Source organism: Kordiimonas marina (assembly GCF_023006325.1).
Lineage (GTDB): Bacteria > Pseudomonadota > Alphaproteobacteria > Sphingomonadales > Kordiimonadaceae > Kordiimonas > Kordiimonas marina.
Genome location: NZ_JAINDF010000006.1, coordinates 46,778 through 61,376, shown reverse-complemented (window position 1 = coordinate 61,376; position 14,599 = coordinate 46,778). Strand labels below are relative to the sequence as shown.

Genomic DNA, 14,599 nt, shown 5'->3' with positions numbered 1-14,599 from the left:
CTTAGACTGCCCTCAGCAGCGTGTCATACAGCTGCTGCACGGTGGAAAGAACACGGGCTGCGGCCCCGTAAGCATTTTGGTAGACGACCAGGTTGGCGAGCTCTTCGTCCATATTCACGCCGGACACGTCCGAGTTGCGCTGGGCAATCTCGGTCTGGAGCGCCTTGTTGTCATCTTCCAGGTTCTGGGCCCGTTTCGCCTGCTGCCCGGCGTTGCCGAGGAAGCGGGCAACATATTGGGGCAAGGTCAGCTTCGCGAGTTTCAGGTCCCCGGCGGATGAGAAGTTCACCAGCTTGTTCTGGATTTCCTGGAACGCCAGTGCGCCGCCCTGCTCCCCGTCGGTCAGCACCACATCCCCCACGACACCGGTCAGGTTCAGGGACGCCGAGGACATCAGGTTCGGGTTTTCGACAATGTCGGCGCGCACGGCCATTTTGCTGGCGGCCTTGACATGATAGGCGTCGCCAAGGCCGAAAGCATGCGAGAAGCTCAGGTTCGTGGAGCCGATCTTGGTGGTGTCGCTCACAAGTTCCAGCTTGGCGCCGTCATGGCTGCTGTTCGGCGTATAGGTAAGCTTGCCCTTGGCATCGAGCGAGAAGTTGAAATAGGCGCCGAGGCCGGTCACGCTATTGAGCTCGGTGACCATGTCATTATAGGTGGTGCCCGTTACCGGAACCGTCACGGTGCCGAGCGAACGGCCGCTGCCATCGGTCACCCGGAACGCCATGCTCTGGCCCGCGGTCATATTATGGGCTTCGGTGCCGCTGATACCGGTCTCATAGATGCCGGTCGCGTCCGCGGTCACCAGGTCGTTCATCCCGAAGAAGTGCGAGAAACCGCGGCCCGCACGCTGGCTCGGGGCCGTGGGGTCATCCGCGATGACGACGCCATTGCTTGCAGACGCTGCCTTCAAGGACATCACACCGTTGGTGAGGCTGAGCGTCCCGGCACCGCCAAGGCCCGCATTCACCTGGGCGATAAGCGCATTGAAGTTCGCGGGTGGCGCGGTGTCGAAATCAACCGTGGTGGAGGCAACAAGCTTATTGCTGCTGTCAGTTACGGCGAAGGTCACCTTGCCGGTGAAATTGGTCGGGTCGGCACCGTTTACCAGCGTCGTCTTGCCGGTCAGGCTGCTGGGCGCCGGAACCGAGGAAAATTTGTTTTGAACTTCATTGAACTGGTCGGCGACATTGGCCGCAAGCTCACCCAGTGACAGGGCAAGGTTGGTCAGCTGGTTGTCACGCATATCGATCAGCCCAGCCAGCTTGCCGGACTGAATGTATGAGGAAGCATCCTTCGGGCTGGACGTCGGCGCCAAAGTCGTCGGGTCAACACGGGATACCTCAACCAGCGGGAACACGGTGCTTGAATCGACCACGCCCGGCGCGTCATAGGACAGCTGGCTCAGCTGTGTATCCACAAGCGGCAGGCCGGAACCGGTGGAAACGGCAACGCTGCCATCATCGCCGCGCTTGACTTTGATATCCATATATTTGGACAGGTCCGCCAGCGTCTCAGCAAGCTGGCCTTCAAGACCACCTGTTTCACCGCCGGTGACATGCTGTTTAATCAGGAGCGGGTTCAACTCGTAAATCCGCTGCAGGTCTTTATTGACCTGCTTGACCGTCTCCGACACCTGCTGGCTGGCATCGCCGCGCAGGCTCTGGATCGAGGTCTGGAACTGGTCCATCTGCCCCATGAAACTGTTGAGGTCGGACAGGGTCTGTTGGCGCAGAAGCACATCAGCCGGGCTGGTGGTCATTTGGCCGACGGTCTGGAACACGCTGTCCAGCCGCGAGGACAGTGAACTTTTGGACGACGGGTCACCCAGAATACCCTGAAGGCGGTCATGGAACTCGCGCTGAATGGAATATTCTTCCGTGTTGGAACTGGCAGTCCTGAGCGCCGTTTCCAGGAACGAGTCGACCACCCGCTGCACATCGGTGACGCTGACCCCCATGGATTCGCCCTGCAGGACATTCGACTGCATCTGCACGCGCTGGCGGGCGTAGTTCTCGGTATTGACGTTGGCAATGTTGTTGGACGTCACCCGCATGGCCGACTGGTTGGCGAACAGGCCGCTGAGCGACGTGGAGATAATGTTATTGAGCGATGACATAGACCCACTCCTCCATCACGGCAACATGTGCCGCCTCACCAGGGCAAACACCGGCAAAAGCAACCGACAGGGACACCCTTACCGGGCGGACCGCTGCGTTCAGAATTCTATTTTTTGTCTTTTCTGCCATATGCTTAGTGCAATTCTTCGCCTTGCTTATTCTGTTCGGCACCCATTTTCGGGGCGTCTACTCAGCCTAAAATAAGCAAAGGGCGTGCCAAGCCATGGACCAGGCCGTCACATATGGATGAATCTTGGGGAGAGGAAGCCTACGATAGCAGCAGTCTATTGTTCCAGGACCTGGAGGAGGTCCTCAACCAGCACAGGCTTGCCATACAGCCAGCCCTGGGCATATTTGACACCGATTTCCTTCAGGAAGTCGCGCTGTTCTTCATTCTCAACGCATTCGCCGACCGTTTCGATACCGAGGCCGGTACACAGATCGGCCATCGAGCGCAGGAAGGAGCGGTTTTGCGGGTTTTCGATACCCTTGCGGATATAAACGCCATCGATCTTTACGTAATCCACCTTGAGAACCCGGAGATACTGGAGCCCAGCCGCCCCCGCGCCGAAGTCATCCAGGCTGACCTTATGACCGAAATCCCGGATGCGGCGCAGGACGCGGTTGGTGGCCTCCAGGTCGTCGATCTGGCTCGATTCCGTCAACTCGAACATCAGATGATCGCGGATATCGCTGCAATCCTCCAGCATGCCGAAAAAATGCCGGAGAAACGCCGGTGACTGGATAGAATGGCCCGAGATATTGACCGCGGCCCCAATCCGGTAGCCGATCCGGCGCAGACGCTTGATCAGCGACACCACCTTCTGGGTCATGGCCAGGTCGAATTCATGGATCACGCCGATATCTTCAGCGAAGCGCATGAACTCGAACGGCGTACCTTTAAAATGCTGCTCATCGAAACGGGCGAGCGCTTCGAAATGATGCAAGGCCCCGGTCTCAATATCGACAATCGGCTGCAGGGCAATATGGAACTGCTCCTGCATCACGATGCGTTTGAAGACCCGCAGCTGGCCCTTGACCGTATCGAGCCGTTTTTCATAGCCGCCGGTCAGCGCCTCCATCGTATGGGGGTTGCCCTTCCCGGCCGCCTTCTTCATGGCATAGACCGCCGCCTTCACCGCTTCGGCTTCCGAAATACCATCTTCCCCCGCAACGGTGACATAATTGGTTTCGCGCGAGCCCCGCACATAAGCGCCGCGCACGGCTTTCTGCACGTCGGTGGGGGATGCGCCTTTGGAGGCCCACTCCAGCCCCTGACGGTCCGTCCCGACCGGCGCCTGGGCTTGTTTTTCCATGCCCTCAGTCTCCGCCGCCGCTTCAGAAGCCGCATCATGCAACAGCCGGTAAAGCGCGAAAAGCTGGGCATCCGCCTCCCCCTTGCGCCCGCCATCGAGCCCTGCCAATTTGATCAGGGCTTCCGCAGCATTGATACCGCTGGTCTTGGCATAAGCCTCCAACCGTTTGGCAAGGGTGGCAAAATCTTCCTGCGCGAACTGCCGGCCCAGGCTTGAGGCAGGCCGACGCCTATCCCCCATCGACAAGACACCATGGTATGGACTGAGGGCCAGAAGCAGGGTCCCCGCAGGGGCTTCCGCCACGCGCACGGCATGAACCTCGGCAACCGCCTTGGTGCCATCCAGAATCAGATGCAGCGGAACCGGACCCGCCTTGTCGGCACGGCGCATCCGGTGGCGCAGAAGCCGCCAGATCGGCATATCCGTGGGATCAATAAGGTCACTAAAACGCTGGGTGGAAATGGACTCGGCCGGGACGGAGAGAAACGGCGCAGGATCCCCCTGCAGCCAAAGGACCTTGTCATCCGGGTCTATTTCCAAAGCAACCGGCGCCACAGCGGATAACAGCCCTGATAACCGGTGCGTATCGATCAAAGCCCTGTCGTCCATGGTCTCTTTCAGAAAAATACAAGCCGCCCCTCAGCGTGAAGGTGAGCGTATCAGGCCGCCCAGCGGGGCGCAACAACCGCAACACGCAGCCGGGCAGGTTTTACCGCCATGAAATTTCCAAATAACAACTTTTACGCTTTATTCTGGTCGGCCAATCTGCATAATAGAACAAAAGGAGAACGAGTATGGCAAAACCACCTGAATTCCACCCCCTTCCAACCGACAGGCACCTTGGCCAAAGCGATGCCCCGCCTTCCCTACACCACACCAGAGCCACACTTTTGTCGCGAACAGAAGCAAGCATAGAGATCAAGGCCACCCGGAGTTTCCGTTCCAGACCGGCCAACAGTACATTGTTCGGCGGCCGCCGTGACCTTCCCGTGCTCGGCCGTGCCCAAGGTGGGAGTGATGGCAACATCGTGATAGAAGACGGCGCAATCGACTGGACCTTCAGGCCCGCTGACCTCCAGGGCGTCCGGGACGCCTTCGCAGTATATGTCACCGGCAATTCCATGGTGCCGAAATACAAGGACAAGGACCTGGCCTATGTCCACCCCAGCAAGACACCGCGACGCGGGCGCTATGTGCTCGTGGAAACGCAGGGGCACCGGGGCTTCATCAAACAGTTTGACCGCTGGGACGGCGACACGCTGGTCCTGCAGCAATATAACCCGGCAGAAGAAATCCGGATTCCCCGCGCTGACATCCTCCGGGTCATGCTGGTCATCGGCAGCCTGGACGGCTGAAAGCCTTATTGACCAACCCTTTCAAGGGACCAGGGGCCGCCGTTCGGTGCGGCCCTACCCCATCCCCGCCCTAAGGCCGGTATATGCTGTGGGGTCAGGCATACGCCGCAGGCTTATAGCGCTCCCAATCATCCAGAAACTGCTCAACCGTGCCGGCCCCCTGGGCCGTATTCCAATATTGCTTCCAATAGTTGGCAAGGCCGTCTTCATCGTCCACCGCCGGAATACTTGCGGGCTTTCGGTAGTAAATGAGCCGCGCCGCCGCAGTAGCATAGGTAACGTCGAGAAGTGCCTCATCAAGCGGCGGGTTGCCCGGCGGCATATATTTATCCAGCTTGGCTTGGAGTTCGGGCCTGTAAGCGAGGTAATTGTCATACAGGTCCTGCAGCGTATTGGGCTCGATCTGGTAGTAGGAACGCGCGGGTCCGCCACCCATCTGCACATCATATTTCAGGCCGCCACTTTCATGAGCCGCGGTCATCATCAGGAGCTTTTCAGCCTCCGCGGACCACATGCCCATATCCTTCAAGGTCGTAATGATCGTGTCTTCCAGGAATTCATCTGTCGTCGGCATCGCCACCTCCTCTCACAGAGTTATGTGCGTGACGTACCGATTATAAAGGATGTTATTTTTCTCTCAATAGTTGTCAATTAGATGTAAGTTCCAAAACTCGTGCTTGCAGCACAGGCACTAGATCAGCGGCAAAAAACGGGTTGGCCTTGAACCAGCGCTGGTTCCTGGGACTTGGGTGCGGCAGCGGGATAACATCTGGCCAGAAGGCGCGCCAATCCCCTACGGTTTCTGTGAGTGTCCGTCCGCGCTGCGCGCCCAAATGCCACGCCTGGGCATAGGCCCCGATCACCAGTGTCAGCCGGATTTGCGGCATGGCATCCAGCAGTGTCTGCCGCCACAAAGGCGCGCATTCCGGCCGTGGTGGCAGGTCTCCGCCCTTGCCGGTGCCGGGAAAGCAGAAGCCCATGGGCAGGATCGCGAATTTATGCGGGTCATAGAAGGCGTCCCGGCTTACGCCGAGCCATGACCGGAGCCTGTCACCCGAAGGGTCGTCAAATGGCAGCCCTCGTTCATGCGCGCGCTTCCCCGGCGCCTGCCCGGCGATCAGGATTTTGGCGTGGCTATCCGCCTGCAGGATCGGCTTCGGCCCGAGCGGCAGACCGGCACAGGCGTGGCAGGTCCGAACCCGTGCCAGGAGGTCCGGCATGGTTTTGCTAGGCTGCGCCGACGGCATCATGCCCGTCCGGGTCCAGCAGGATGCCCCTGTGCGACACCGAGACGTCGGTACAGAGGCTGCGGTTGAAACAGCAGGGCCGGCGCTTGCCGCCCGTCAGCATTGACATCATCTTGTCGATCCGGCCCTGGCGGGTTTTGGCGCTATTGGTGGCTCGCATCCATCTGATCCAGTCCCAGCGCGCCATCGGCGTGATATCCAGCCACACGGCATGGGCATCGGGCGCCGAGGTGAAAGCGGCGATCAGGTCCTCAGGCGTTTCGGGCTCCGGCCAGTCCTTGACCGGCCTGAGGCTGAGAGCAATCGTATCCCTCACCGCGACGCCAGCCTTGGCGCGCAGGGTGTCTTCGACCCGGAACCAGTGGCTGCCCTCGCCGTCCGGCTCCAGCGGCATGACGGTATCAACACCCGCGAAACTGCCTTCCGCCATGACCATGCCGCGCGACGGCAGCTTCTCGCTCTCCAGCTTCGGGATGCGGATAAGTGTCTGGGAGCCAATTTCGACAAGATCAGCCGTGAAGCATATGCCAGCCATAATGTCCTCCTGTCCTATGGCCGGTGTGATTTCGTACCCACCGGCTTCTTACGGCACGATAGCACAATCGGTACGCGAAAAAACCATAAGCTCAGATTGATATCTGGACAGCTTGCTCAGAAAATGTAGCAGTAAATATCTGTGGAACGCCTTTCTTTTTGGAACACCCGGACATGACTGATAACTATCCCACCGAAACCTTCAAGACCGCAGCAGCGTGGCGTCAATGGCTGACGAAGCATCATGCGGCATCGGCCGGTATTTGGGTGCGAATCTTCAAGAAACACACCAACACGGAGACGGTGAGCTATGCCGAAGCGCTCGATGAAGCGCTCTGTTTTGGCTGGATCGATGGACAAAAAGCCAAGTACGACGATGAATCGTGGCTACAAAAATTCACCCCACGCAGACCGAAGAGCGTTTGGTCAAAACGGAATCGTGAGCATGTCGAACGCCTCGTAAAAGAACACCGCATGACGCCAGCCGGACTGGCGGAAGTGGAAGCCGCCAAGAAGGATGGCCGCTGGGACAGCGCATACGACGCGGCGAGCACCATGGAAGTTCCGGAAGATTTCATCACGGAACTCAAGGAAGATGAAACAGCCTATGCGTTTTTCAAGACGCTAAACAAGGCGAATACCTATTCCATCGCCTGGCGGCTGCAGACGGCAAAAAAGCCGGAAACACGCCAGCGGCGCAAGACACAGTTGCTGGAGCTTTTGAAAGCCGGGAAGAAGCTACACTAGCCGGTACGCCGGGCGCCCCTTTCAAGCATGCGGTACGTCGCCGGATAATCTTTAATGGTTTGGATAGTCAGAAGACCTGAAACATTCAGGATGAGAAAGTGGTGCGCCCGGCCGGGCTCGAACCGGCACGACCAAAGGTCGAGAGATTTTAAGTCTCTTGCGTCTACCAATTTCGCCACGGGCGCATCCGGAACGTCAGTCATTCGGTAGCAAGACCAGCGGTTTATAGACCAGCCATGCGCGCGCTTACAATGCCAATTTGCAGCCTCGTGTTACTCGAGCGCGCTGAGGCCGCTGGTCTCAAAGCCTTCGCGGGCGCAGAATTGCGCAATCTCGGTGATGGCGGCCGTGACAGCGCCCTCTTCCGGGCTCCTGACAACGATCTGCGCGCCATAACGGCCTTCGCGCGAGAAGGGGTAGCTGCCGATCGAGGTTTCTGCATGCGCCTCCTGGATGGCACCAAGGCCACCCGCGATCTTGCTTTCAGGCGCATGGATCGTCAGCGCCTGGGTCCAGACCTTGCGGCCGGTCCTGAGGACACCGCGGATGCCTTCCAGCATCGCCTGCATGATCTTCGGGACCCCGGCCATGATGAAGACATTCTCGATGCGGATGCCAGGCGCGATGGACACCGGGTTGGGGATCAGCTCCGCGCCTTCGGGCACCCGTGCCATGCGCTGGCGCGCCGGGGTGAAATTCTCCGCACCGAAATAGGCTTCCATCTGGGCGTAGGCTTCGGGGTGGACGATCACCGGCACACCGAAGGCGGCGGCGATGCTGTCGACCGTGATGTCATCATGGGTCGGGCCGATGCCCCCGGTGGTGAAGACATAGTCGTATTTAGCCCGGAGCGCATTGACGGCGCCGACGATCTCCGCCTCCACATCCGGCACCACGCGGACCTCATGCAGCTGGATGCCCGCCTCATTCAGCCACAGCGCCAGGTAGGATAGGTTGGCGTCCTTCGTGCGGCCCGAAAGAATCTCGTCGCCGATGATCACGAGGCTGGCGCTGACGTCCTGGTTGCTGGCTGCTGTCATGGTGGTTTCCCGTCTTGTCCGGTCTTTTTTCCGTGAAGTGGCCTACGGGGGCTTGCGCTCCCGAGCCTGTTCCGGTTTTAGTACATTCAGGGAAATTCACAAGCATCACATAAAGGGGACACCCCATGAAAACTCGCGCCGCCGTCGCCTGGGCCGCAGGCCAGCCGCTCAGCATTGAAACCGTTGACCTTCAGGGCCCGCAGCCCGGTGAAGTGCTTGTGGAGATCAAGGCCACAGGCGTCTGCCACACCGACGCCTTCACCCTCAGTGGCGATGACCCGGAAGGCGCGTTTCCGGCGATTCTCGGCCACGAAGGCGCGGGCGTCGTCCTCGAGGTCGGCGAAGGTGTCACCAGCCTGAAGCCGGGCGACCATGTGATCCCGCTTTATACGCCCGAGTGCCGGGAGTGCGATTATTGCCTCCACCCCAAAACCAACCTGTGCCAGTCGATCCGCTCGACCCAAGGCCAAGGCCTGATGCCGGACGGCACCAGCCGCTTCTCATTGGATGGCAAGCCGATCCTGCATTATATGGGCTGCTCGACCTTCTCCAACTACACCGTGCTGCCGGAAATCGCGCTCGCAAAAGTCCGGCCGGATGCGCCGTTCGACAAGATCTGCTACATCGGCTGCGGTGTCACCACCGGCGTCGGCGCCGTGGTGTTCGACGCCAAGGTGGAGCCGGGCTCCAACGTGGTGGTGTTCGGTCTTGGCGGTATCGGCCTCAATGTCATCCAGGGCGCGCGCATGGTCGGCGCCGACAAGATCATCGGCGTGGATATCAACGGCGCGCGTGAAGAGATGGGCCGCAAGTTCGGCATGACCCATTTCATCAACCCCAAGGAAACCGACGTGATGGAAGCAATCGCCGACCTCACGAACGGCGGCGCGGACTATAGCTTCGAATGTATCGGCAACGTGAACACCATGCGTCAGGCGCTGGAATGCTGCCACAAGGGCTGGGGTGAAAGCATCATCATCGGCGTTGCCGGTGCTGGCCAGGAAATCTCCACCCGGCCGTTCCAACTGGTGACTGGGCGCGTGTGGCGCGGCTCGGCCTTCGGCGGCGCGCGCGGCCGGACGGACGTGCCCAAGATCGTCGAATGGTACATGAACGGCAAGATCAACATCGATGACCTGATCACCCACACCATGCCGCTCGAGGACATCAACCACGCCTTCCACCTGATGCACGCGGGCGAAAGCATCCGCAGCGTGGTGATTTACTGATGACCTTTGAGACGATCAGCGAGACCACCAGCTTCGGCGGCACGCAGGGCTATTACCGGCATGAAAGCGACGTGACCGGCTGCCCGATGCGCTTTTCGGTCTTCACACCTCCCGCGGGCGAGGACGGCAACGTGCCGGTGCTGTGGTACCTGTCCGGCCTCACCTGCACGGAAGACAACGCCACGGTCAAGGCAGGCTTCCAGCGCGTGGCGGCTGAGCTTGGCCTGATGATCGTCTGCCCGGACACCAGCCCCCGCGGCGACGATGTGCCGGACGTTCCGGAGTGGGATTTCGGCCAGGGCGCGGGCTTTTATGTCGACGCCACGGTCGAGCCCTGGGCCAAGAATTTCCGCATGTACAGCTATGTGGCCGAGGAACTGCCCGCGCTTATCGCCGCACGGTTCCCGGCGGACATGGCGCGCCAGGGCATCACCGGCCATTCCATGGGCGGGCACGGCGCGCTGACGCTGTTCCTTCGGAACCGGGGCACCTACCGCTCGGTCTCCGCCTTCGCGCCCATTGTCTCGCCGCTGAATTGCCCGTGGGGCCAGAAGGCACTGCCCGGTTACCTGGGCGACGACACGGCAGCCCATGCAGCCCATGACGCCTGTGCGCTGCTGCGTGCCCATGGCCCGGTGGAAACCACCATCCTGGTGGACCAGGGCCTGGCTGACCCGTTCGTGGACAACCAGCTCAAACCCAAGCTCCTTGAAGAAGTCGCGACGGAAGTCGGCCAGAAGCTGATGCTCAGGCGCCACCCAGGCTATGACCATAGCTATTTCTTCATCGCCACCTTCATGGAAGACCACCTTCGGCACCATGCCGAACTGCTGGCCTGAGGACACCGCACATGAAACGCCTGTTTGCCCTGACCTTCGCAGTCTTCTGCTTCATCACCCTGCCCGCCACCGCGCACCAGGACCCGGAAATCGCCGGCTACATCAAGGTCGATGGCGGCCGCATCTGGTACCGTATGAACGGCAGCAAATTCCTGCACAAGAAACCGGCTATCATCGTCATGCATGGTGGGCCGGGCGGCACGCACCGCAGCAACATGCCCTATGTGGCGCTCGCGAACGAGTACCCCGTCATCCTCTATGACCAGCTGGATACCGGCAATTCGGACCATCCGAATGACAAAAGCCGCTGGACCGTGAAGCATTTCGTCAGCGAGATCGATAGCATAAGGAAGGCGCTGAAGCTGAAGAAGGTCGTCATCGCGGGCCACAGCTGGGGCGGCACGCTGGCGGCTGAATATGCCACCCGCAACCCCAAGGGGCTGGAGGCTGCGATCCTGTCGAGTCCGCTGATTTCCACGCACCAGTGGCTGAAGGATAACCAGCACTGGATCGATCTTCTGCCGAAAGACGTGGCGGACACCATCCGCACCCACGAAGCCAACGGAACCACCGACACGCCGGAATACCGTGCGGCAGAAGACAAGTTCTACGACCAGCATATGTGCCGCACCAAGCCCTGCCCGCTGGATCACTACAAAGCCGAAGGGCCGAAGTGGAACCCGGTGATGTATAAATATATGTGGGGCCCGAGCGAGTTTTTCGCGCCCGGCACGCTGAAGGATTATGACATCAGCCCGCGCCTGCATGTCATCAAGGAGCCGACCCTGATGATCTGCGGCCAGTATGATGAAGCAGCGCCCAAGAGCTGCAAGAAATACGCAGGCATGATCAAGGGCTCACAGGTCTTCATCGTCCCGAACGCGGGCCACGCCACCATGGGCGACAATGAAGCGCTTTATATCAGCACCGTGCGCGCCTTCCTGCATAAGGCGCTCACCGCACAATAGGCACCCTGACAGCATACAAAAGAAAACGGCCCGGCGGATTGCTCCCCGGGCCGTTTTGCTATCAGGATGCCTAAGCCTTAGGCGTCGCCGAAGACCCGGCGGAAGATCGTGTCCACATGCTTGGTGTGGTAGTCCATGTTGAAAAGCTCATTGAGCTCGGCTTCCGGCACCTTGCTCGTCACCTTCTCATCGGCCTTCAGGAGGTCGAGAAGGTGGAGGGCACCACGGCTTTCCCAAACCTTCATGGCGTTGGCCTGCACCAGGCGGTAGGCGTCCTCGCGGCTGACACCGGCTTGGGTCAGCGCCAGCATCACGCGCTGGCTGTTCGGCAGGCCGCCCAGCTTGTTCATGTTATCCAGCATGTTTTCAGGGTAGACGACCAGCTTGTCCATCATGCCGGCAAGGCGGGCGAGCGAGAAGTCGAGCGCCACGGTGGCGTCCGGGCCGATGTAACGCTCAACCGACGAATGGCTGATGTCGCGCTCGTGCCACAGGGCGACGTTTTCCATCGCCGGGATGCACATGGAACGGACATAACGCGCCTGCCCCGTGAGGTTTTCGCTCAGGATCGGGTTACGCTTGTGCGGCATGGCGCTGGAGCCCTTCTGGCCTTTGGAGAAAAACTCCTCGGCTTCCAGAACTTCGGTGCGCTGCAGGTGACGGACTTCGATGGCCAGGCGCTCCATGCAGCTGGCGATCACGGCCAGCACAGCGAAATACATGGCGTGACGGTCCCGCGGGATAACCTGGGTCGAAACCGGCTCGACCTCCAGGCCCAGCTTCGCGGCCACATGTTCCTCAACATAGGGGTCGATGTTGGCGAAGGTGCCGACAGCGCCCGAGATCGCACAGGTCGCCACTTCCTTGCGGGCATCTTTCATGCGCTTAAGGCAGCGGTCGAATTCGGCATAGGCCTGCGCCATCTTGAGACCGAAGGTGACCGGCTCAGCGTGGATGCCGTGGCTGCGGCCGATGCAGATGGTGTATTTATGCTCTTCCGCCCGGCGCTTCAGGACCACCAGAAGCTCCTCAAGGTCCTTGATAAGGAGGTCAGCCGCCTTGACGAGCTGCACGTTGAAGCAGGTGTCCAGAACGTCCGAGGAGGTCATGCCCTGGTGGACGAAGCGGGCTTCGGGGCCGACATATTCCGCCAGGTTGGTCAGGAAGGCGATAACGTCGTGCTTCACTTCCCGCTCGATCTCGTCGATGCGGTCGATTTCCCACTGACCCCGTTCCCAAACGGCCTTGGCGGCTTCCTTGGGGATAACGCCCAGCTCGGCCTGAGCGTCGCAGGCGTGCGCCTCGATCTCGTACCAGATGCGGAATTTGGATTCCGGCGACCAGATGGCAGCCATTTCGGGGCGGGTATAACGTGGGATCATCGGGCGAGGCTCCTAAGAGTTGGCGATAGGCGTCTTTTCGCCGCCCTGATAGCCGAAAGCCGGGGTTTGCGCAAGCGCCGATGACCGCAGGCCAGCCCTGCACAAGGTGCACGACAGGCGTGCGGTCAGGACTTTTTGAGCATCTTGTCGAAATCCTTGCGCCACGCCGAAATGGGATTCACGGCAAGCTGGCTATTGTGGAAGCGCCGGTCGCCGGTGACTTCCCGTCCCAGCCATTTGGGGCGCTCGAAATCCTCGTCCTCATGCTTCAGCTCGATTTCCGCGAGGATAAGGCCTTCGTTCTCACCGCCGAACACATCGACATCCCAGGTCTTGCCGCCGATTTTTACATGGTAGCGCTTTTTCTTGATCGGCGCCTCCAGCGCCTGGGCAAGAAGCGTTTTGCCGTCCTGGCGGTCAAGCCGGGTTTCGATTTCCTCGCGCACCTTGCTGGTGCCGATCTTGAGCGTGAGGATATATTTATTCTCAATGCGCCGGACGCGAAGCGAGCGTCCCTCCATCCGCATCAGATATCCCTGCTCTAATTTCTTATGGTGCTTCGGGAGCGAAAGCCCCGGGCCATGAACCAGAAACTTGCGCTCGATTTCCAGCACGTTCGCTAATCTTTCAGTTTGGGGTGCCGCGCGAAACAGATGGACAGCGCGTTGGCATAGCCCGGTGGGATGTCATCGTTCAGGAAGGTTTTCCGCGGACCCTTGAATTCGGCCCAGGTATGTTCTTCGGACAGGGTGATCTTGATGTCCTTGGCAAGCTTCTTGAGCTGGCAGCTGAAGACGATCACCAGCCTGTCGCCTATTTCAGGGTTATGCTTGACCCAGGAGGAAACGAACTCGAACTTCTTGGCCTTCAGGCCGACCTCTTCCTTGACCTCACGCTTGAGGGCATCGAACAGGTCCTCGCCCGTTTCCACCTTGCCGCCCGGCAGGTCGAACACGCCGCTGGTTTTGCGCATAATGAGCGCTTTGGAATCCGCCGACATGAGGACGAGCTTTGCCGAAGTCGGCAGATTTTCAAGAGTTTCCCTGGCTGAGCCTACTTGCTGCCAATACATCAAACTATCCTTCGGGGCCCACACCTTAAGGGTCGGCCCACGCTTAATCTCTGGGTCCGCAGGTCAGAGAAGCCCCTGTTCACGGAAGCTGACCTGCCCCGACGTGCCGACCACAATATGGTCGTGAACCTTGATCCCCAACCGCCCGCAAGCATCGGCGAGCGTCCGGGTCATGGTGATGTCCGCCTGGCTTGGCGTCGGGTCGCCGGACGGATGATTGTGAACCAGGATGAGCGCGCTGGCATTCAACTCCAGCGCCCGTTTCACCACTTCACGCGGGTAAACCGGTGCCTGGTCGATGGTACCGTCGCTCAAAACCTCGTCGGCGACAAGCGCGTTTTTACGGTCCAGGAACATCAGCCGCACCTGTTCGCGGCTCCGGTTCGCCATCACGCCCTGCAAATAGGCCGTGACCGCCGCCCAGTTGGACAGCACCGGCCTGTCATGCACCTCCGCGCGCGCCAGATGAAGCGCCGAAGCCTGCACCGATTTGATCGCCACGACAGCCGTATCGCCAAGTCCGGGAAAGGCGCCAAGGTCCCGGGGCTCCGCGCTCAATACTGCGGCATAAGACCCGAACTGGCGGATAAGCCCCTTGGCGAGCGGCTTAACATCCCGCCGTGGGATCGCAAGGCACAGGATCAGCTCCAGAAGCTCATAATCGGCAAGCGCTTCGGCGCCGCCCTTGAGGAAGCGTTCCCGAAGCCGAGACCGATGGCCTTTCACCAGATCCTTGTCCGCGTCCCCCAT

The 14,599-nt window shown here is 60.1% G+C and carries 15 protein-coding genes and 1 tRNA gene; 5 read left to right on the top strand and 11 right to left on the bottom strand.

Annotated features, from left to right (window positions below):
- Position 1 precedes the first annotated feature (1 nt).
- The gene (flgK, locus tag K6118_RS13810; protein ID WP_247121055.1) at positions 2 to 2,119 is read right to left on the bottom strand and encodes a flagellar hook-associated protein FlgK; all 2,118 of its coding nucleotides are present in this window, start codon (positions 2,117 to 2,119) and stop codon (positions 2 to 4) included.
- A gap of 285 nt (positions 2,120 to 2,404) precedes the next feature.
- Positions 2,405 to 4,045, bottom strand: a complete 1,641-nt coding sequence (locus K6118_RS13805) for an EAL domain-containing protein (RefSeq protein ID WP_247121053.1) — start codon at positions 4,043 to 4,045, stop codon at positions 2,405 to 2,407.
- A 281-nt stretch (positions 4,046 to 4,326) separates the two neighbouring features.
- Between K6118_RS13805 and K6118_RS13800 the strand changes: the two genes are divergently transcribed.
- Entirely contained in the window at positions 4,327 to 4,791 is a 465-nt protein-coding gene (locus tag K6118_RS13800; protein WP_247121052.1) for a S24 family peptidase, read from the top strand.
- A gap of 94 nt (positions 4,792 to 4,885) precedes the next feature.
- Here the strand turns inward: K6118_RS13800 and K6118_RS13795 are convergent, their stop codons facing one another.
- The 3 genes from K6118_RS13795 to K6118_RS13785 all read right to left on the bottom strand — a co-directional run bounded on the left by K6118_RS13795 (position 4,886) and on the right by K6118_RS13785 (position 6,573).
- Positions 4,886 to 5,365 carry a hypothetical protein gene (locus K6118_RS13795; protein ID WP_247121050.1) on the bottom strand — a complete coding sequence of 160 codons (480 nt, stop codon included), beginning with the start codon at positions 5,363 to 5,365 and terminating at the stop codon, positions 4,886 to 4,888.
- A 73-nt stretch (positions 5,366 to 5,438) separates the two neighbouring features.
- Positions 5,439 to 6,011, bottom strand: a complete 573-nt coding sequence (locus tag K6118_RS13790; protein ID WP_247121049.1) for a uracil-DNA glycosylase family protein — start codon at positions 6,009 to 6,011, stop codon at positions 5,439 to 5,441.
- 7 nt (positions 6,012 to 6,018) lie between these two features.
- On the bottom strand, positions 6,019 to 6,573 hold the full coding sequence (locus K6118_RS13785) for a YdeI/OmpD-associated family protein (RefSeq protein WP_247121047.1): 555 nt from the start codon (positions 6,571 to 6,573) through the stop codon (positions 6,019 to 6,021).
- A gap of 173 nt (positions 6,574 to 6,746) precedes the next feature.
- Between K6118_RS13785 and K6118_RS13780 the strand changes: the two genes are divergently transcribed.
- Positions 6,747 to 7,319 (top strand): YdeI/OmpD-associated family protein, encoded by a 573-nt coding sequence (locus K6118_RS13780; RefSeq protein ID WP_247121046.1) that lies wholly within the window; start codon positions 6,747 to 6,749, stop codon positions 7,317 to 7,319.
- Between the two features lie 99 nt (positions 7,320 to 7,418).
- On the opposite strand, the gene K6118_RS13775 is transcribed toward K6118_RS13780, so the two are convergent.
- A tRNA-Leu gene (locus K6118_RS13775) sits at positions 7,419 to 7,504 on the bottom strand.
- Between the two features lie 87 nt (positions 7,505 to 7,591).
- Positions 7,592 to 8,359 carry a competence/damage-inducible protein A gene (locus K6118_RS13770; protein ID WP_247121045.1) on the bottom strand — a complete coding sequence of 256 codons (768 nt, stop codon included), beginning with the start codon at positions 8,357 to 8,359 and terminating at the stop codon, positions 7,592 to 7,594.
- 125 nt (positions 8,360 to 8,484) lie between these two features.
- Between K6118_RS13770 and K6118_RS13765 the strand changes: the two genes are divergently transcribed.
- From K6118_RS13765 to K6118_RS13755, 3 genes are read left to right on the top strand one after another with little or no spacing between them, the layout of a single operon-like run.
- A complete protein-coding gene (locus K6118_RS13765; protein WP_247121043.1) occupies positions 8,485 to 9,588 on the top strand; it encodes an S-(hydroxymethyl)glutathione dehydrogenase/class III alcohol dehydrogenase in 1,104 nt (367 codons plus the stop codon).
- Positions 9,588 to 10,427 carry an S-formylglutathione hydrolase gene (fghA, locus tag K6118_RS13760; RefSeq protein ID WP_247121042.1) on the top strand — a complete coding sequence of 280 codons (840 nt, stop codon included), beginning with the start codon at positions 9,588 to 9,590 and terminating at the stop codon, positions 10,425 to 10,427. Before K6118_RS13765 ends, fghA begins: the two co-directional genes overlap by 1 nt.
- Positions 10,428 to 10,438: 11 nt before the next feature.
- Complete coding sequence (locus K6118_RS13755; RefSeq protein ID WP_247121041.1) at positions 10,439 to 11,395, top strand: proline iminopeptidase-family hydrolase; 957 nt, start codon at positions 10,439 to 10,441, stop codon at positions 11,393 to 11,395.
- A 77-nt stretch (positions 11,396 to 11,472) separates the two neighbouring features.
- On the opposite strand, the gene purB is transcribed toward K6118_RS13755, so the two are convergent.
- The 4 genes from purB to radC all read right to left on the bottom strand — a co-directional run bounded on the left by purB (position 11,473) and on the right by radC (position 14,599).
- A complete protein-coding gene (gene purB / locus K6118_RS13750; RefSeq protein ID WP_247121040.1) occupies positions 11,473 to 12,777 on the bottom strand; it encodes an adenylosuccinate lyase in 1,305 nt (434 codons plus the stop codon).
- 125 nt (positions 12,778 to 12,902) lie between these two features.
- A complete protein-coding gene (locus K6118_RS13745; protein ID WP_247121039.1) occupies positions 12,903 to 13,391 on the bottom strand; it encodes a CYTH domain-containing protein in 489 nt (162 codons plus the stop codon).
- Between the two features lie 5 nt (positions 13,392 to 13,396).
- Positions 13,397 to 13,849 (bottom strand): NUDIX domain-containing protein, encoded by a 453-nt coding sequence (locus tag K6118_RS13740; RefSeq protein ID WP_281500813.1) that lies wholly within the window; start codon positions 13,847 to 13,849, stop codon positions 13,397 to 13,399.
- 63 nt (positions 13,850 to 13,912) lie between these two features.
- Positions 13,913 to 14,599 (bottom strand): RadC family protein, encoded by a 687-nt coding sequence (gene radC / locus K6118_RS13735; protein WP_247121035.1) that lies wholly within the window; start codon positions 14,597 to 14,599, stop codon positions 13,913 to 13,915.